Below are 17,829 nucleotides of genomic sequence, written 5' to 3' on the forward strand. Positions count from 1 at the left end.
CCCTTCTGGTCGCCGCCGAACTCTCCGGCGGCTCAGTGCGGAGATGGCAAGGGGCATGGGCTCGCCGCCTCCGGCGCGTCCCCAGTCTCGGCAGAAGAGGTCCGCGATAGCAGGGGGCGTCGGGGTTGTCCGGTTGCACGGAGGTTGTACTCGCACGGCAGGCTGTCCGAAGGCCGGGACAGAGAGTGACCGCTTGGGCATCATCGACGTATGAGCGGTGAGACAGCGTCGAGCGAGCCCAACAAGACCCTCTTCGTCGTGCTGAAGGAAGCGGGTTGTTCGCACGCCGCGCTGGCTCGGCGAGTCGTCGAACTGGGCCGTCGCCAAGGTGTGGTGATGCGCTACGACAAAGCGTCGGTCACCCGATGGCTCCAGGGAATGCAACCCAGGGGACGAGCAACGGAGTTCATCGCTGCCGCACTCTCCGAAATGCTCAATCGACCAGTGGCACCAGCGGACTTAGGCTTCTCAGCTGCCCCTCTGAAGCCGGTGATTACGCGAGCCCTGTCTTACTCTGAAGACGTGGGTGAAACGCTGCACACGCTCGCCGAACTCGGTTCTACCGCCATCTCCCGACGCAGCCTGCTCGGCACCGTGCCCTTTGTGGCATCTGCGTTGCTGGAGCCACAGAGGCAGTGGCTGCTCTGGCTCCTGGAAGAGGAACAGCAGCCGACCCTGGCTGTCGTCGAGGGTGGCGGTCAGGTCGAGCAAGTCCAAGCCATGATCAAGATGTTCGACCAGATGGACAACACCTACGGTGGCGGCGGAGTCCACTCCAGCATCGTGAACTACCTGACCGTCGAAGTCGTGCCGATGCTCCAGCAGCGCGGCATCCCTCATCACCAGCGGAAGCAGCTCTTCACCGCCGGCGCGAAGCTGGCTGCAATGGCGGGTTGGTGTTCATACGACTCGGCGGAGTACGGCCTGGCCCTGTGCAACATGAACATGGCCCTTAGTCTGTGCAAAGAAGGCGGTGACCGGGTGCTCGGCGGGCAGATCCTCGCGGGCCTGTCGCACCTCTTCACCAACCTCGGTTATCCGCGCGACGGTGTCGCACTCGCCCGAATCGGCATTGCCACCGCCAAGTCGGCCGGCAGCCCGATGGGGCTGATGCGCCTCCATGCCATGGCCGCACGCGGGCACGCGGCCCTCGGCGACGGGCGAGCCGCGACGGCTTCGCTGCACGCAGCGGCCCAGTCTCTGGACTCTAGTCGGGGCGCCTTGCAGGAGTCGGAGTGGGTTCGGTACCTGGACCCTCACTATCTAGAGGCCGAAGCGGCCCTGTGCCACAGGGACTTGGGCGAGTCAACGAAAGCAGAACGACTGGCTGAAGCGTCTGTCACTGCGAACGCCGAACGTCGCCGTCGGCAGGCAATCAGCCGGTCGGTGCTGGCCACCGCTCATCTGCAGCAGGGCCGCCTCGACCAGGCCATCAGCACGGCCACCCACGCCTTGAACGGATTGAGTGGCGTCCACTCCGAGCGCTCCGTCCAGGCCCTGCGGGAATTCAGATCGAGGCTCGAGCCACGGCGAAATGAGCCGATGGTCCGCGAATTCGAGCGGAAGGCGAAACCCATCCTCGGCGCTGCCTGACGGGCTCAGTATCCGCCTGGGGTCGGTGCGTTCTGCGCCCGGTCGACAGGGACGTTGGCTCCTGAAATGCCCCGCGCCCGGTCCGACAACAGGAACGTCACAACCTCTGCGACCTCGACTGGGGACACCAGCGAGCGAGCTGGGAACTCGTCGAGGAATCGCTCATACGCCGCCGGATCCTCCGTACGCATGCGATCCCATCTCTTCCCCGGAATGAGCATCGAGCCAGGCGAGACAGCGTTCACCCGGATGTTGTCCGGGCCCAGCTCACGGGCCAGGGACGAGACAAGGTGGATCTGAGCCGCCTTTGCCGCTCCGTACTGTGCCTGGGGCCCTGGCTTCCATCCGGAGATCGACGCAATCACGACGACAGCACCGCCGCCTGCGGCCCGAAGGTGAGGAAGGGCCGCCGCAGTGAGACGTGCGGAGTGCCCGGCGTTCAGTTCCCAGGTGGTCGTCCAGTCCTGCGCAGTCGACTCCCCGAGGGAACGACCAGCCGCTCCCCCGGCGCACGCCACCACGCCGTGCAAGCCCCCGCGCTCGGCCGCGGCGGCGTCGACGAAGCCCTCCAGGGCCTCCGAGTCCGTGACATCCAAGGAGCGGGTGAACAAGGCTGGCAGGCCGTCCTGCTGCACCGAGGCATTGAGGGCATCGAGCCGGTCCGCATTCCGTCCGCACGTGGAAACGATCGCGCCCTGGGCCAAGAGCAGGCGCACGACCTGTTCCCCCAACCCGCGAGAGCCGCCCGTCACCACCACATGCCGCCCCTCAAGGGGGCCTGGCACGGCTCGATTCCCTACAACCACATCTGCATCCAGCATTACGCCCTCCATCCCCGTACAACCTATGCGCACGAGCGTGGCGGAATGCATCCCCAATGCCGACTTCATGGTTCCTAGAGTGCGCGGTTCGCTTTACCCCGTACCTCATGCGTGACATGGCGGGAGCCGCTCAGGCCGTCGCGATCAGCGCCAGCAGCCGTACCGGACGCCCACTCGGCTTCATACGGCGACGAGGTGCCCCAGGCGAGGGTGAACCTCACTTGCCGTTGGCCCCCTCCACGAAAGGACCACGCGCCATGGCCAGCTCCACAGCACCCGCACCGCCGGCCTCCACCGCTTCGGCCGCCGTTGTCCGCCGAGTCCTTAACGGACTCTGGCGGACGCTATGAGGAGCCGCCCGTGGTCACCATCCAGGCCCTGGACACCATCAACGAGGCAGCCGAGCGCCGGAAGATTCTGACGATGGTCGCGAACGACCGGGCACCGCGGGAGGCGCGCGCCTTCGCCCGCGAGGCGCTCACGGCCTGGGGTCTGGAAGACCTCCTGGACCGAACCGTGTTGATCGTCAGCGAACTCACCACCAACGCGCAGCGACATGGCCGCGCTCCCCAAGTGCCGGGCGAGTCCGAGAACGAAGCTGTCGGCCGCCCCGACGAGCACATCACGCTGACCCTTACCGCTCTGGTCGATGTGGTGGGGATCGAGGTGGAGGACAACTCCCCACGGTCGCCCAAGCCGCGGGTCGCCCCGGTCGACTCGAGCGATGGACGCGGGTTACAGATCGTGACAGCCGAGGCCGACGCATGGAGGGCCTGCCTCAAGGCGGACGGCAGCGGGAAGCGGGTGGTGGCACTCGTACGGCGCCCCGCCGCAGACCCCACGTCGTAGCGCTTGCTCGTCCCTTGCTCCGATCCGCCCGACCTGGAGGTGTTCGCCATGCCCGTCCGGCACTCGCCCACCGCTTCGTTTGAAGCCCCGAGGGAGAAGATGGAAGCCGACGTCGACCCGCGCCATGTGTTGCTCCTCGACCTGGACGGCGTGCTCGTAGACACGCGGCCGGTCATGGAATCGGCGTGGAAGGCGGTGCAAGAGTCCCACGGCATCGACGTGCCGTTCGAGGAGTACGAAAGGCATCTGGGCCGACCTTTCAACGACATCATGGAACGGCTCGAACTCACCGACGTCGGCGGGATTCACGCGATCTACTCGCGGGCGTCGATGGCTGCCGCTCACCTGGCAAGGCAGTTCGACGGCATCGCCGAGGTCCTCCACGCCTTCGTGGCCGCCGACTGGCGCCTCGGAATCGTGACGTCGAAGCCGCTGGACCGCGCGACGCCACTCCTTGCCCAGCTCGGGTGCCCGTTTGCCACGGTCCGCGTCCCCGGCGGACAAGGCCGGGGGAAGCCCGCGCCGGACCCGCTCCTACTCGCGCTTGTCGATCTCGGTGCCGACCCGGCCCACGGTACGTACGTGGGCGATATGGCGGTGGACCAGGAGGCCGCGCGCCGCGCCGGCGTCTCCTACATCCATGCAGGCTGGGGGTACGGATGCCCCGGCACGCCCACGCCCGAGATCGCGCAGTCCCCGAAGGATCTCCTCCGGCTCCTCGACGCGCGTCATCGCGACACCGCGTTCGTCGAGGGGAGCCTGCCGTGACGGCCCAGCGGCGCAGCGCCCTTGGCATAGCCCGCACTGAGTCGGGTGGCGAGCCGTTATGGGCGCTGGTCGGCGAGGGCGCCCTCGCCCGACTGCATTCGGACAAGGTCACCACGGCCGAACTCGAGGCGCTGCCGCTCGACCAGCGCGAGGTGGACCGGCGCGTCGAACACCTGATGGCGAAGCTCGAAGCCTATTGCTCCCACAGCGTGACGACTCCGGAGGGCGCGGAATGGCTGTACGTCCAGCACGTTCCTGTCCGACGTCTGGTGACCCAGCTGGTGCGCAAGCTGCTGGCGTTGCACACATGGACGCCCTTCGCGCGATCGCCCGGTCCGCTGTCCCTCGCCCCGTACGAAGGGCTGATCGGGATCCGTGACAGCAGCTCGCGCGAGTACAGGGCGTACACCGTCACATGGTCCGGCGTCGCCTATGTGCTGGGTGCCCCAGCGCCGTACAACCCCACGCGATCAGCGCTGCTGCGGAAACACCTGGCTCGTACGCAAGCACCTGAGCCGGCGCTCGGCCCTTCTCCCTCGACGTTGCCCCGAGCCGATGTGGTGGGCCTTTCCTGGTCGTCGCGCCACGCGGGCACGCTGCTCCCGGTGTTGGAGAAACTGGCGCAGGACGGGCGGCGGAGCGTGCTGGTCGATCTCGCGACCGATCCGGCCGAGCGGTGCCCGGCCCCGGTGTCAAAGTCCGTCGTCGTTCATCCCGCGTCGCCTCGGCTCTTCGACCTCGACGGCGCATTCGACCAGCTGCCGCTCCAGAACAGTGCTTACGACGGCAGTCGTACGGTAGACGTGCACGATCATGCTGTTCGACTGGACCGGTTGGCCCACCTTGCCGCCGGCCTTGTGCAGGTCGGTGGGGGGTGTACTCAGCCGTCCTGGCGCTCCGTGGTGCGAGTGGAGACGTGGCTGAAGGACGTGCTCACGGCAGCCCGTCCGCACACGGTGGTGGTCAGCAACGACACCAGCCCGCTCGGCGCGCTCGCCGTTCACATGTCCGAGCGCCACGGGATCAACACGGTGCACCTGCAACACGGTGCGTGGGCCGAGGACACGGTGGCGTGGCCCGCCCTGCACAGCCGCCACATCGTGGTCATGGGTGAGCGTGATGTCGCGATGGCGAAAGCCTGGGTGCGACACCCCGAGGCCGAGATCCATGTGCTGGGCCAGCCTCGCTTCGACGCCCTGACCAGCCTGGGCCGTGAGGCCCAACGACGCTACATGCGGAAGCTGCTGAGCACAGGCAAAGGTCGTAGACCTGACCGCATCGCGGTTTGGGCATGCCAGCCCTTCGGACCTGAACGGCTCCGCGCCCACGCCGACCTCATTCTGGACGGGCTGTGGCGAGCCGACGGGAGTTGGGGGCTGATCGTCGCTCCGCATCCGGCACAGAGCATGGATACCTTCGACCGCCTGCTTGAGCGAGACGGCGAACCGCTGGCCGCCGTGGCTGACCCCCGAGTGGGAGCACGCGGCTGTCTCGCCGGCGCCGACGTCGTCGCGAGCGCCTACTCCACGTGCGGCATCGAAGCCGCGCTCTTGAACATTCCCGTTCTCGAAGTGGGCCGTCCCGGCGAGCGCACGCTGGGGCTCGCCGACCACGGACTCGCTCGCCGGTGCACCAGCGCCGACGAAGTCGCCGATGCACTGGCTGCGTTACGCGGCCCGCGCCCGCGAACTGTGCACGCGGCAGCAGATGCCGTGTGCCGCTGGCGTGGAGACAGTACAGCCGAGATCGCGCGCCTGATCCTCGACCGTGCCGACGCTGCGCGTCCCACCCCCGACCACCACGATGCCCCCGGCGCCGAATCCGGGCTGCCGCAGGGCGAGGGAGCCTCTGCCCAATGACGAATCTGACTGCCGACAGCGTCGCCGAACTCTTCGTCGGCGCCGTGTCCCTGGCCAAGAACGGGGAGAAAGTGAGCCCCCGCGGCATGGAGACCCGGGAGGTGCTCGATGTCCATATGCGGCTCACTCAACCGCGGGCTCGACTGCTGTACGCACCGCCCTCGCGAGTGATCAATCCCGCGTTCGCGGTAGCTGAGACTGTCTGGCACCTCTCGGGCTCCGACGCTCCGTGGATCTTCGACTACAACGCACAGCTGCGGAAATTCGCCGATGACGGAGTCCTGCGCGGCGCGTACGGACCGCGGATGCGGAACTGGGCGGGGAAGGTGGACCAGCTGCACCGCGTCGTCGAGATCCTCAAGGAGGACCCCGACTCGCGCAGGGCACTGATCCAGCTCTACGACCCTGCCCAGGACGCCGCCGGCCACAAGGACGTGCCGTGCACGCTCGGTTTCCGCTTCCACCTGCGCGGTGGTCGCCTGCACATGTCGACCACCATGCGTGGCCAGGACGTGTGGATCGGGATGCCGTACGACCTGTTCTTCTACACGACCCTGCACGAGCTGGTCGCCGGTTGGCTCGACGCGGAAGTTGGTGAGTACCACCACCACGTCGGCTCTCTCCACATCTACGACCGCCACCTCGACGACGCCGACGGACTCCTCGAAGTCACCGCCAGCGCCGTGATGCCCGAACTCACCACGAAGTGGGAGGGCTTCGGCGACCTTCTCGACCAGGTAGAGGCCCGCGATGTGACCGGCCACCCGGGTTGGGACGCCATGGCCGCGACGATGCGCAGCTACCGGCTGTGGAAGGACGGACTGCACGAGCAGGCGTGGCGGGTGGCGGACACGATCAACGGACCGCTCGGCCAGGCCCTGGTCGGCTGGTACGGCGAACTGGACCGTCGCGCGAAGGCGTCGGCACGCCGCGTCGAGGCGGCAGCGAGGTGACCGCCGCCGTGGACCACGTGCCGTCCGTCATCCTCGGGCTTTGCTCCTTCACGCATGACTCGGCAGCTGCGCTCTTGGTCGACGGGGAGCTGATCGGCTTTGTCGAAGAGGAGCGTCTCTCCCAGGAGAAGCACACGCGACAGTACCCGCGCCGGGCAGTCGAGTGGCTGCTGGGCGAGGCCGGACTCGTGCCCGACGACGTGGACGCCGTCGCATACAACTTCCAACCTGCCCGCTACCTCGTCGAGTCCCCCGCCTCCCTGCGCCTGGCGTTCTCAGCAGCGACCCGCAGCCGGGCTGTGCCAAGGGCCGTGGGCTTCGCGAAGGTTGCCCTGCGAACCCAACGACGGCTCCAGTCCCTCAAACGGCGCTTTCCCGGCGCCCGTATCTCTCCCGTCCTTCATCACCGATCGCACCAACTCGCGGCCTTCGCGGCCTCTGGCTGGGACGACGCCGCGGTGCTGATCGTCGACAGTCTGGGCGAGCGACAGACCACGACCATCGCCGACGGCCGCTGTGCGAGCCGTCCGGCCGTCCGGACCGTGGAGGCGATCCACGACCCGGCCTCGTTGGGTTACGTGTACGGAGCGATCACCGAGCACCTGGGCTGGGGCCGCGGCGACGAAGAGGGCACCGTGATGGCCCTCGCCGCGCTCGGTGACCCGGCCCGCTTCCGCCACTTGTTCGCCCGAGCCGTTCGGACCACCGCCACCGGCTTCGTTCTGGACCCGGGCTACTTCCTGCCGCGCGTTCTTTCCTCGGGATATCCACGGACCTCGCGGCGCTTCATTGAAGAGACCTGCGGCGAGCGCCATCCGAGCGAGTCCCTCCAGGACGTCCACCGTGACCTGGCGGCGGCCCTGCAGGAGCGCACTGAGCAGGTGATGCTGCACCTGGCACGGCGGGCCCGGTTGGTTACCGGCTCACGGCGCCTATGTCTCGGCGGTGGTGTGGCGACGAACTGCGTGAGCGTCGGCAGGATCATCGAGGCCGGCATCTTCGACGACGTCTTCGTACCGCCCGCGCCGGGCGACGCCGGAACCGCCATCGGGGCCGCCGTCGCTCTGCACACCGACAGCGGCAGCAGGCGACCGGTGTCCGGTGTGGCCCGCGCCTGCTACCTCGGCCCGTCCTACCCGGAGCCGACCCTCGATCTCACGCCATGGCCGGGCCTCCAACAGAAGGTCCTGGGGATCGAGGTCGCGGAGTTTCTCGCCGACCAGCTGGCCCACGGAATGATCGTCGGCCTGTTCCAGGGCCGCGTGGAAACCGGCCCTCGTGCGCTGGGCAACCGCTCGATCCTGGCGTCTCCTCTAGAGGCCGGAGTCGTCGAGAGGCTCAACGCCACCGTGAAGTTCCGTGAGCCCTTCCGGCCCTTCGCCCCCATGGTCCTCGCGGACCAGGCGAAGGAGTTCTTCACCCTCGGCCAGGAGGCGCCGTACATGTCCATGGCCTCGGGGGTGACAGACAAGGCACGCCAGCACATCCCCTCCATCGTCCACGCCAACGGCACCTCACGCCTGCAGACCGTCACCGCGCACCAGAACCCCTTCATGCACGAGGTCCTGCGGGCGTTCGCACGCCGGACCGGAGTCCCCGTCCTGATCAACACCTCGCTCAACATCAAGGGCAAGCCCATCTGCGGGACCCCGGAGATGGCCCTGAACTGCCTCGCCGGCTCGGGACTCGACGCCCTTCTACTGGAAGGCCGGTGGATCACCAAATGAAGATCGGTTACAGCTTCTGGGGCTTCCTCGGCAACGGCATCACAGATACCCCAGACGGAGGCCGCAGCCACCGGCGTCCGTTGATTGACGCTCTCCACGACCGAGGCCACGAGATCGTCTTCCTGCAGGCAAACCGCGACCTGCTCGAAGCGGGCGACAACCTCGGCGGTGCCTACACCTTCGACAGCGGCATACCGGACATCGACGTCCTGTTCCTCGAATGGCGCTGGCCGATCGACGGTCGCAACACCACTCAATGCGGCACCCCGGGCCACACGTGCGACCTTCATCGACAGGCCGAACTCATCAAGCGATACTCCGTTGCGTGCGGCACGCCCATGGTGATCTGGGACAAAGACCGGCAGCTGCGGCCGGACAGTCCCTGGCGTCGCGCTCCGCGGGTGGCCATCTGCGAGGCTGCCCTCGAACCCACCCCCGGCGCGTACCCGTTGCTCTTCCCGGTCGCGGACCGACTGCTGGCCCAGGCGGATCCGAGCGTGCTCGCCCAGCAGCCGCGCGAGATCACGCTCGGCTACGTCGGGAACCAGTACGTCGGTAATCGGCAGGACCGTGACGAGCACTTCGACCGCTACTTCTCACCGGCCGCCTCCTGCTTCGATCACCAAGTTGGCGGCAAGTGGACTGACACCAGCCGTTGGCCCCACGTCTCCTTCCTCGGCCGGATCCCCTTCGAGGAGGCACACCGGCTCTACAGCGGAGCAATAGCTACGGTCCTTCTCCTGCCGAAGCGATACGCCGAGGTCGGCCAGATGACCCAGAGGATCTTCGAGGCCGTGCTCGCCGGGTGCCTGCCGCTGGCCCCCGCCGACATCCGCCAGGTCGAACGGTTCGTGCCCGAAGCCCTGGTGGTGAGGTCCGGCAGCCATGTGATCCACCAGCTCAACCGACTTCGTGCCATCGCAGGCACTCGGCAGCATGTGGACCTGATCGCAGATTGCCTTGATCGTCTGAGCTTGTTCCGTCTCAGTCGGCAGGTCGACGCCCTGGAGGCCGTCCTCGACACCATCACGGGGGCAACCTCGCGTCAGCAAGGAGCGGCCTGATGCAGCTGGTCCTCCGGGGCTCCACGCCTGGATCATCCGTACGTGTTCTGTCGGCCGTGCCGTCCGGACACCCGAGCACCCCTAGGGTGGAGCACCATGAAGAAGGTCGCCATCGTCGGCTGCGGAGGCAGCGGCAAGTCGTACCTGGCCCGCGAGCTGGGAAAGGTGCTGGACGCCCCGGTCACGCATCTGGACGCCGCGTTCTACGACGACGAGTGGAACGAGCTGCCGATGGACAAGTTCGCCGAGGTACAGCGCGAGCTGGTCGCGCAGCCGAAGTGGGTGATCGACGGCAACTACAACTCAACGCTGCAGATTCGGCTCGAAGCCTGCGACACCATCGTCCTCATGGACGTCTCGACGCCAGCCGCTCTGTACGGGATCTTCTCCCGCCAGATCCGCCACGGAGCCGGGCACAAGGGCAACGGCGTGCACAACCGCATCCACTGGGGCGTGATCAAGTACGTCGCGACGTACCGCCGCAAGATGCGCCCCCGCGTCATGGCCAAGATCGAGCAGTTCGCCGCGGGGCACGCCGATGTGGTGTTGCTGACCGGGCGACGTCAGACCCGGCGCTGGTTGCAGCGGGTGGCCACCGAGCAGCGCTGACGAGCCGGCGCGCCCGAGAAGGGTGCGCGGCATGAGCGTCAATCCCTTCCTCGACCCGGCGCGCCGGGAGGAGCTGTACGGGCACGCGTCTCGGCTGGTCGGCCGATCCAGCGCGTTGATGCGCGCGAAGGTCGCCGGGGATCCGGTACCGGACACGGTTGTCCGGTTGGTCCGGGCCCACCACGGGGAGCGGGCGGGGCGCCTCGGCCTCGTGGTCGACATCGGCTGTGGGCGGGGGACGAGCAGCCGAGTTCTCGCCGAGCAGCTCTGCCCTTCCCGGCTCGTCGGCCTTGATGCCGCACCTGCCCTGATCACGGAAGCCCGGAAACGTGTTGGTCGAATCCGCGGCGTGCAGATGTGCTTCCTGCAGGGCGACTTCCACCGGATGCCGATACCGGACTCGTCCTGCGGCCTGGCCGTGGCGGCCTTCTGTCTCTACCACTCGCCTCGGCCAGCGGACGCCATCGCGGAGATCGCCCGTGTCCTTCGCCCCGACGGCTTGGCCGTTCTGGTCACCAAGGCGCTGGACAGCTACCGCGAGATGGACGCCCTTGCGGCAGCCGCCGGACTCGACCCGCGGGCGGAACGTCACGAAAGCCTGTACGTCGCCGCGCACAGCGGCAATCTCGTTGACCTGGCGAAGCCGAACCTCGACGTACTCGCGGCCGAGCACGAGGAGCACCGCTTCACCTTCGACGGGCACGATCACGCGGCCGAGTACCTCGCCACCAATCCGAAATACGACCTCGCCCCCGGCCTGTACGGCAACCCGGGTGCGCTGGCGGCCTCGCTCCATGAGTTCGTCCCGGACCGCCCGATCACCACCGGTTCCGTCATCACGTACGTGGTGGCTCGGCCGCGAGGAGCCCGGTCGTGACCGTCACCCATTTCACGAAGCACTACAACGACCCTGGTCAGGTCGCCGCAGCGGCCCGGAACTACGCCTGGATCGCTACCCACGCCCAACCACTGCGGCAGCCGGCACTGACGGTGGTGGGTCCGACGAGCCTGACCTTCGAGCGAATCCAGGGGCGCCCCGCTCAGCAGGGTGACCTGTCACGACTGGCTCGGTTGCTGGGCGACGCTCACGGCGTCGCGTGGGCGAGTGACCTGCGACCTGCTGCCCTGAACATGCCGCACACCTTTCGGGACGGGACGATCTTCGGCGACTACGTCGGCACGCGCGAGGTGGCCCTGCACAAGAGGCTGGAGCAGGGCTACTTGCCGGACAAGATCGCCCTCCACGCGATGCTGGCCCTCCTGGAGAAGACAGCGGAGGGACCCACCGCCTTCTACAAGGACAGCAATCCCCGGAACTACGTGATCACCGAGGACGGCACCGTCTTCGTCGTCGACACCGACGACCTCACGCTCGCCCCGTTCGCGTACGACCTAGCCAAGCTGATCGCGACACTGATCATGACGTACGGCCCGCTCCCCGCAGGCGCCGCCGACGAGGCCCTAGCCGCCTACAACGAGGCTGCCTCACGCCACGATGCCCGGCTCGGCACCACTGACCGCGAGCGCCTCAATGACTTCCTCGCCCTGCACTCCGTCCTCACTGCCCCGTACGCCGGGCGCAACGGCTACCGCTATGGCTGGCCGTTTCAGCGCCCCCGACTCCAAGGTCCGGCATGATCACCACCGAACTCGTCTTCCTCCGCCACGGCGAGGCCCAGTGCAACGTCGCCGGCGTGGTCGGCGGCCCGCGTACCTGCACCGGGCTCACGAACCTCGGATACGACCAGGTCGAACGGGCTGCGACACGGCTGGCTGCCGAGCATCAAGAGTTCCCGTTCACCGCGCTCTACGCCGGCCCTCGGATTCGGTTACGACAGACCGCAGAGATCCTCAGCCAGACGCTGAAGATTCCGCTGCGCACCGAGGCCGGGCTCGACGGCCCAGTGCACGGCGCGGCAGACGGCAAGCCCTGGACCGAGATCAAGGACCTGGCCAATGGCGGGCCACATGCCCATCCCGACACACCCTGGGCGGAGGGGTCAGACACCTGGAACGGCTACCTGCAGCGCGCGGGCGACCTCCTCCGAGCTCTCATCGCACGCCATGAGGGGGATCGCGTGCTCTTCGCCGCACACGGCGAGACCGTGATCGTCGCGCACACCCTGCTTCTCCAGATCCCACTGGGCTCGCCGGCGGGCTTCACCATTTCCCACGGGTCGATCACGCGCTGGCAGCACCACTTCAACCGGCTCGGCCAGAGGCGCTGGATGCTCGACCGCCACAACGACACCGAACACTTGGCGGCCTTAACAACAGAGGCCGCATCATGATCACGGACCTCTCAGACCCGCGCGTGGAACTTGCCCGGCAGACAGTCGGAGCGGTGAGCATCGTGGCCGAACCCACACTCCCGCCCCGCCTGCTGTGTCTCGCCGACGCCCACGGACGCAAGTACTTCGCCAAGCAACACGAGAACCGCGAGAGGTATGTCCGGGAAACCATCGCCTATCTGACGTGGGGGCGACACCTCGAAGGGCACGCTCCGGAACTGATCGGCCGACAGGACTCCACACGCACCCTGCTGGTCACCGCCATGAGCGGATCGAGCGTCGAGACCTTCGCGCCCGGGTCGCCCGAGGAGGAGCAAGCACACCACGACGCCGGCGTCGTACTGGGCAGACTTCACCGTGCCACGACCGTCGCCCACACCGGGGCCATCGGAGCCGACCTCGCGCAGCGCCTCCTCGGCTGGATCGACCGAGCCGACAGGGTCGAACTTCTCTCGGCGACGGAACGCGGCAGCCTGCGGGAAGCCGCAGACGCCCTAGCCGGCACCCTCATGGACAGCGCGATCTGCCACCTCGACTACCAACCCAGAAACTGGATCCTCGGAGAGCGCTTCGGTATCTACGACTTCGAGCACATGCGTCGAGATGCCCGCATACGCGACTTCGCCCGCCTCGAGTTTCGCCGCTGGCAAGCAGCGCCCCACCTGCGCGACGCCTTCCTCTCCGGATACGGCTCTCCTCTGACCGGCACCGACCAACGGCTGCTGGAGAGGTTCGGCGCCATCGAAGCAGTCACCGCGCTCGTCCGCGGTCACGAACAAGACAACCCCGCCCTCAGCGCCCACGGCCGCACCGTCCTCGCCCGCCTGAGCTGACCAACCACGCCCCTGGAGACAGCCCCGTGTCAGAACACACCCCCGCTCCGCACCCCCCGGTTCTCCGCCGCGCGGTGGTCACCGGGGCCGCCGGATTCATCGGCTCCCATCTCGCCCACGCTCTGCTTGGGTCCGGCACCATCGTCATCGGTGTCGACCGCCGGGACCCCGCCACTGACCAGGTCGCTGCGGCCAACCTCGCTGCTCTGCAAGGCGTTCCGGGATACATGCACATCACCGCGGACCTGCTCAACTGCTCGGTCGACCCGCTGCTGTTCGAAGCGGACGTCATCTTCCATCTGGCCGCCGTGCCTGGAGTTCGCCCCTCCTGGGGCCCCCGGTTCAATGAGTACGTCGCCTCGAACATCCTCGCCGCGCAGCGTGTGATGGAAGCCGCCCATCGCATGCGCGTCCCTCGACTGGTGGTCGCCTCCTCCTCCAGCGTCTACGGCCCGACCAGCGGTGGCGCCAGCGTTGAGGCCGATCACCTGCGCCCCGCATCGCCCTACGCCGTCACCAAGCTCGCCGAGGAACAGCTGTGCCTCGCGCACGCCGCCCGCGCCAACTGCCCGACAGAGGTGGTCGCCCTGCGGTACTTCACGGTTTACGGCCCCCGACAGCGCGCCGACATGTTCATCCATCGTGCCCTCCACGCGGCCCTCACCGGGCAACCGCTCTCCTTGTACGGCGACGGCCACCAGCGCCGGGATTTCACCTACATCGACGACGCCGTCACCGCCACCATCGCCGCAGCCACCGTCCCCAACGCCACGGGCGCCTTCAACGTCGGCGGTGGCTCCAGCGCCTCCTTGCTCGAAGTCATCAACATCGCCAAGAGCCTTGTCGGCCGCGACATCCAGATTCACCTGGAGCCCGCGCGCGGCGGAGACGTCCTGACGACCCTAGCCAACCCCGCTCGCGCCCACGAAGTTCTCGGCTGGCAGCCCCAGGTTGACCTGCACAACGGGCTGCGCGCTCATATGCAGGCCCTGGCCCAAGCCGCTGGGTACGGCGCCGCAGCCTGATCACCCCGCGACCAGCAGGAGTTGCAGTGGAGAGCCCCGAGAAAGTACGGCTGGATGCGTTCTTCCGCCGGATCACCGCGCAGTTCCCTGCCGACGGCCAGGTCACAGCCCTGATCATCACGCACCTACTCCAAGAGCGCCCGGCGTTCCTCCAGGCCATGTCCCGGACTGTCGCGATCGGAGCCGTCCTCCCCAAGCCCCGCTCCATCGACCAGCCGACGCTCGATGAAGTCCAGCACAGCTATGCCGTCCACGGCCTCAGCCGAGAGCTGTTCGCTGACGAGACCCGGGCTCTGGAGTTCCTGGAGGACACCGCTGCGGGAACGGACGTGGTCCTTCTCGACATCGGCGGCTACTTCGCGCCGAGCCTCCGCACGCTGGTCGACAAGTTCTCGGGCCGAGTCCTGGGAGTCGTCGAGGACACCGAGAACGGCCACCAGCGATACGCCGCACTCGGTGACCTGCCTTGCCCCGTGATCTCCGTGGCACGCTCGCCGCTGAAGGACTGCGAGGACCACCTCGTCGGTCGATCCATCGTCTTCTCCACTGACGCCCTGGTGCGCACCCGCGGCGACATCCTCACCAGTCGCGCTGCCTGCGTCATCGGATTCGGCAAGGTCGGCCGCGCCATCGCCCAGACCCTCCGCGCCCACGACCTGCGCGTCACGGTGTACGACAGCGATCCGATCAAGCGCGTACAGGCCCGCGCCCAAGGATTCTCAACAGCGGGCTCCTGCACGGAAGCACTTCGCGGCGCCGACCTGGTCCTGTGCGCCACCGGCAACCTGGCACTGCGCCAACACCACTTCTCCGCGCTTCGCAACGGCGCCTACGTGGCATCCGTGACCTCGTCGGAGGACGAACTCGAGCTGAGCTACCTGGATGACCTCTACCAACGTACGAAGGTCGCCGAGCAGCTGACCCGATACGAAGTCACCGGCCACTACTTCTACGTGCTCGCCGACGGCGGCGCGGTCAACTTCGTCCACGGCGCGGCCGTCGGCTCGTATATCCACCTCGTCCAGGCCGAAATACTCGCTGCCACCGCCGCGCTGAGCCGGAGCGGCCCTGTCCCCGGGCTCCAAGAAATGTCCCCGATCCACCGCCAGACCATCGCCGAGATCTGGCTCGACCACTTCGACAGGTGAGGGCGGAAATTCGAGGCGGTCGCCCCCACCAACCGTCCGGGCCGAACTGGCTCTCCTCCCGCGCACCACACGCCCCTGACCGCCCCTCGACGGGAGAATTCCGTGGCCGCCACCACGATCATTCCGCGCTCAACACCACGTCGTCACATAGCAGTTATCCCCTGCCGCTGGGGAGCATCACGATTCCCCGGCAAGCCACTCGCCGTCTTGGGCGACAAGCCTCTGATGTGGCACGTCTATCAACGCTGTACACAAGCGAAGCGCCTCGATGAGGCTCTGGTCGCCACGGACGACGAGCGCATCGAGGCCGCCTGTCGCGAACTCGGCATTCCCTGTCTGATGACCGCCGAACACCCCACGGGAACCGACCGGGTCGCAGAGTGCGCGCAGCGGATCAAGGCCGACGCGTACATCAACGTCCAGGGCGACGAACCGTTCATCAGCGCAGCCGCGATCGACGCCGTGTCCGAGGCGTTGCTGCGCCTGGAGCCCGAGATGGTGGCCGTCAATGCATATGCAGAGCTGGACGAAGTCGGGTCCGTGCTCGACCACAACGTCGTCAAGGTCGTCGTAGGCAGCAGCAGGGAGGCGCTGATGTTCTCCCGGCAGCCAATTCCGTATCCGAAAGGCTGTCGGCCAACCTACCTGCGCCAGCTGGGCCTTTACGGCTTCACGGGCGATGGGCTCCGTTTGTTCCGGCGCCTCCCTCAAGGTCCTCTGGAACAGGCCGAGGGCATCGAGATGCTTCGGCTCATCGAGCACGGATACGGCGTGCGGATGCTCCGCGTGAGCGACACGGAGTGCGCGGTGGACACGCCAGAGGATCTTGAAAGAGCTCGCGCGAGACTGCGGGAGGTTTCCGGAGGTCCTGGCAGCGCCGCGTCGTACTGATCAGCCACAGCCTGACGGTGCGACGAGTGCTTGCCCCGATGGGTGGTTGCGGTTCACCCTGGGCCACAAGGCACCTCGACATCACCGGACGGGGGCGCGCCATGGTCGTCAAGCGAAGGCGTCGCATCGGCAGGTACAACCGCGCCTGCTCCTCCCGATCGCGAGGAGCGTGCGCTGCGTGCACACCATGTGGGCGCAGACCCTGCTCCGCCTGGCAAGGGCCGGTCAGCATCGCGAAGTTGGGCCGCACAGTGGCGACGTATCGCGGCTGTCTCCGCCGGTCGCTGTCCGTGTCCGCGGCGATGGCCGGGCTGCTGCTCGGGGGCGCGTTGGCCGGTGTGCTGCTGCCCACAGGGGCGGCTGCCGCGGTTCTCGCACTTCTGTGGGTGGTCACGACGGTGCGCGTGGTCCGGCTCGTCCCCTCCTGTGGTTCGCTGGACGGCGGCCCGGGGCCGGGCGGCGCGGGTGTACGCGAACCACGTCGGCCCAAGCCCTGTCCGCCCAGCGGGGCGGTCTCCCTGCCTATGCCGAAGGACCCGCCGGACGGTGCCGCGGCCCTCGCCTGATCGCTCACCGTTCCTGTCCACGTGAGCCCACCCGGCACACGCAGCCTGTACGAGGCGTTCGGGCACGCAAGTCGCCCGCTTTCCCCGCACCGCCACGCGCCGTTGGTGGGCCGTGAGCTTCGGAACGACGGTGAGGAGCGGCGTCACGGACGCTCCAGTACCGGCCCTCCGTGACGCCGACTGTCGAAGACGGCAGGCAACCGGCCGGACAACCCGTGACCGTCGGCCCGACCGACCCGCCAGGGGTGCGGATCGGCCGGACCGTCGCCGGGGTCAGCCGGCCTTGAGGGCGTACTGAGCGGTGTGGGTGGTGTACGGGGTGGCCTGTTCGGTGGCTTCGATGGTGTAGGTGCCGGCAAGGCACCCCTTGGCTTCGCCGGCGAAGTGGAAGCGGCCAGCCAGGTCGCTGGTGATGGTCTTGCCGTTGAGGGTGTCCTTGTCGCAGGCGTGCTTGAGGCCGGTGCTGTTGAGCGTGAACTTCTGCTTGGGCGGAAGGTTCTGGCCGCTGAGGACGAAGGCGGTGTCGCCGTTGCTGGTGGCCGTGGAGGAGGCCGGGTGGACAGTCAGCTTGCCCGACTCAGCCTCCGGCTCGGGGGCGCGAACCTGCTGAGCGGCGGTCTGCTGCGGCTGGTCCAACAGCGGCAGGTCGTCCGCGGAGGCGGGGGTGGCGGTGGACAGGGCGGCCGAGGCCACCAGGATCGCGGCGGCCATAAGGCGCTTGCGGTTCATTCGGGGTTCTCCATGTGTCGTGTGGCGGGGGCACGTCGTTGAGCACTGCGGCCTCCGCTGTGGGTTGGGCTGTCGTCGCCACGGTGGGTCTGGGCAGCTCGTG

At 67.8% G+C, this 17,829-nt stretch carries 18 protein-coding genes; 16 read left to right on the forward strand and 2 right to left on the reverse strand.

Annotated elements, in window-relative coordinates:
• Positions 1–210 precede the first annotated feature (210 nt).
• On the forward strand, positions 211–1,593 hold the full coding sequence (locus tag OO63_RS14755) for an NsdA family TPR-like regulatory protein (protein ID WP_030359268.1): 1,383 nt from the start codon (positions 211–213) through the stop codon (positions 1,591–1,593).
• Between the two features lie 5 nt (positions 1,594–1,598).
• Here the strand turns inward: OO63_RS14755 and OO63_RS14760 are convergent, their stop codons facing one another.
• A complete protein-coding gene (locus OO63_RS14760) occupies positions 1,599–2,414 on the reverse strand; it encodes an SDR family NAD(P)-dependent oxidoreductase (protein WP_051810903.1) in 816 nt (271 codons plus the stop codon).
• Between the two features lie 360 nt (positions 2,415–2,774).
• Here OO63_RS14760 and OO63_RS14765 point away from each other — a divergent pair, with 360 nt between their 5' ends.
• From OO63_RS14765 to OO63_RS45395, 15 genes are all read left to right on the forward strand, one after another.
• Positions 2,775–3,263, forward strand: coding sequence for an ATP-binding protein (locus OO63_RS14765; RefSeq protein WP_051810866.1), 489 nt, complete (start codon positions 2,775–2,777; stop codon positions 3,261–3,263).
• A gap of 99 nt (positions 3,264–3,362) precedes the next feature.
• The gene (locus OO63_RS14770; protein ID WP_078619144.1) at positions 3,363–4,031 is read left to right on the forward strand and encodes an HAD family hydrolase; all 669 of its coding nucleotides are present in this window, start codon (positions 3,363–3,365) and stop codon (positions 4,029–4,031) included.
• Complete coding sequence (locus OO63_RS14775) at positions 4,028–5,890, forward strand: hypothetical protein (RefSeq protein ID WP_030359264.1); 1,863 nt, start codon at positions 4,028–4,030, stop codon at positions 5,888–5,890. The genes OO63_RS14770 and OO63_RS14775 overlap by 4 nt, the downstream gene beginning before the upstream one ends.
• Positions 5,887–6,843, forward strand: coding sequence for a thymidylate synthase (locus OO63_RS14780; protein ID WP_030359263.1), 957 nt, complete (start codon positions 5,887–5,889; stop codon positions 6,841–6,843). Before OO63_RS14775 ends, OO63_RS14780 begins: the two co-directional genes overlap by 4 nt.
• Positions 6,840–8,570 carry a carbamoyltransferase family protein gene (locus tag OO63_RS14785; RefSeq protein WP_030359262.1) on the forward strand — a complete coding sequence of 577 codons (1,731 nt, stop codon included), beginning with the start codon at positions 6,840–6,842 and terminating at the stop codon, positions 8,568–8,570. Before OO63_RS14780 ends, OO63_RS14785 begins: the two co-directional genes overlap by 4 nt.
• Entirely contained in the window at positions 8,567–9,634 is a 1,068-nt protein-coding gene (locus tag OO63_RS14790) for a glycosyltransferase family protein (RefSeq protein ID WP_030359261.1), read from the forward strand. The genes OO63_RS14785 and OO63_RS14790 overlap by 4 nt, the downstream gene beginning before the upstream one ends.
• A 96-nt stretch (positions 9,635–9,730) precedes the next feature.
• On the forward strand, positions 9,731–10,243 hold the full coding sequence (locus tag OO63_RS14795; RefSeq protein ID WP_030359260.1) for a P-loop NTPase family protein: 513 nt from the start codon (positions 9,731–9,733) through the stop codon (positions 10,241–10,243).
• A 31-nt stretch (positions 10,244–10,274) separates the two neighbouring features.
• The gene (locus tag OO63_RS14800; RefSeq protein ID WP_030359259.1) at positions 10,275–11,120 is read left to right on the forward strand and encodes a class I SAM-dependent methyltransferase; all 846 of its coding nucleotides are present in this window, start codon (positions 10,275–10,277) and stop codon (positions 11,118–11,120) included.
• Entirely contained in the window at positions 11,117–11,881 is a 765-nt protein-coding gene (locus OO63_RS14805; RefSeq protein ID WP_030359258.1) for a phosphotransferase, read from the forward strand. Before OO63_RS14800 ends, OO63_RS14805 begins: the two co-directional genes overlap by 4 nt.
• Positions 11,878–12,534: a histidine phosphatase family protein gene (locus OO63_RS14810; protein WP_030359257.1), complete on the forward strand. Its 657-nt coding sequence runs from the start codon at positions 11,878–11,880 to the stop codon at positions 12,532–12,534. The genes OO63_RS14805 and OO63_RS14810 overlap by 4 nt, the downstream gene beginning before the upstream one ends.
• Complete coding sequence (locus tag OO63_RS14815) at positions 12,531–13,367, forward strand: aminoglycoside phosphotransferase/kinase family protein (RefSeq protein ID WP_030359256.1); 837 nt, start codon at positions 12,531–12,533, stop codon at positions 13,365–13,367. The genes OO63_RS14810 and OO63_RS14815 overlap by 4 nt, the downstream gene beginning before the upstream one ends.
• A 74-nt stretch (positions 13,368–13,441) precedes the next feature.
• Positions 13,442–14,392: an NAD-dependent epimerase/dehydratase family protein gene (locus OO63_RS14820; RefSeq protein ID WP_030359255.1), complete on the forward strand. Its 951-nt coding sequence runs from the start codon at positions 13,442–13,444 to the stop codon at positions 14,390–14,392.
• A 26-nt stretch (positions 14,393–14,418) separates the two neighbouring features.
• Positions 14,419–15,540: an adenosylhomocysteinase gene (locus tag OO63_RS14825; protein ID WP_030359254.1), complete on the forward strand. Its 1,122-nt coding sequence runs from the start codon at positions 14,419–14,421 to the stop codon at positions 15,538–15,540.
• A gap of 102 nt (positions 15,541–15,642) precedes the next feature.
• Entirely contained in the window at positions 15,643–16,431 is a 789-nt protein-coding gene (locus OO63_RS14830) for a 3-deoxy-manno-octulosonate cytidylyltransferase (RefSeq protein ID WP_051810867.1), read from the forward strand.
• A 239-nt stretch (positions 16,432–16,670) separates the two neighbouring features.
• Positions 16,671–16,997, forward strand: coding sequence for a hypothetical protein (locus tag OO63_RS45395; protein WP_157854000.1), 327 nt, complete (start codon positions 16,671–16,673; stop codon positions 16,995–16,997).
• 273 nt (positions 16,998–17,270) lie between these two features.
• Here the strand turns inward: OO63_RS45395 and OO63_RS44685 are convergent, their stop codons facing one another.
• On the reverse strand, positions 17,271–17,726 hold the full coding sequence (locus tag OO63_RS44685; RefSeq protein WP_157854001.1) for a hypothetical protein: 456 nt from the start codon (positions 17,724–17,726) through the stop codon (positions 17,271–17,273).
• Positions 17,727–17,829 lie beyond the last annotated feature (103 nt).

Origin of the sequence: Streptomyces alboflavus (assembly GCF_000716675.1) — a bacterium.
Classification (GTDB): domain Bacteria; phylum Actinomycetota; class Actinomycetes; order Streptomycetales; family Streptomycetaceae; genus Streptomyces; species Streptomyces alboflavus.

Bases quoted from the DNA above. Each gene is read 5' to 3' on its own strand.
- OO63_RS14755 (WP_030359268.1), top strand. From the start codon at position 211: ATGAGCGGTGAGACAGCGTCGAGCGAGCCCAACAAGACCCTCTTCGTC.
- OO63_RS14760 (WP_051810903.1), bottom strand. From the start codon at position 2,414: ATGCTGGATGCAGATGTGGTTGTAGGGAATCGAGCCGTGCCAGGCCCC.
- OO63_RS14790 (WP_030359261.1), top strand. From the start codon at position 8,567: ATGAAGATCGGTTACAGCTTCTGGGGCTTCCTCGGCAACGGCATCACA.
- OO63_RS14800 (WP_030359259.1), top strand. From the start codon at position 10,275: ATGAGCGTCAATCCCTTCCTCGACCCGGCGCGCCGGGAGGAGCTGTAC.
- OO63_RS14810 (WP_030359257.1), top strand. From the start codon at position 11,878: ATGATCACCACCGAACTCGTCTTCCTCCGCCACGGCGAGGCCCAGTGC.
- OO63_RS44685 (WP_157854001.1), bottom strand. From the start codon at position 17,726: ATGAACCGCAAGCGCCTTATGGCCGCCGCGATCCTGGTGGCCTCGGCC.
- OO63_RS14815 (WP_030359256.1), top strand. From the start codon at position 12,531: ATGATCACGGACCTCTCAGACCCGCGCGTGGAACTTGCCCGGCAGACA.
- OO63_RS14795 (WP_030359260.1), top strand. From the start codon at position 9,731: ATGAAGAAGGTCGCCATCGTCGGCTGCGGAGGCAGCGGCAAGTCGTAC.
- OO63_RS14770 (WP_078619144.1), top strand. From the start codon at position 3,363: ATGGAAGCCGACGTCGACCCGCGCCATGTGTTGCTCCTCGACCTGGAC.
- OO63_RS14780 (WP_030359263.1), top strand. From the start codon at position 5,887: ATGACGAATCTGACTGCCGACAGCGTCGCCGAACTCTTCGTCGGCGCC.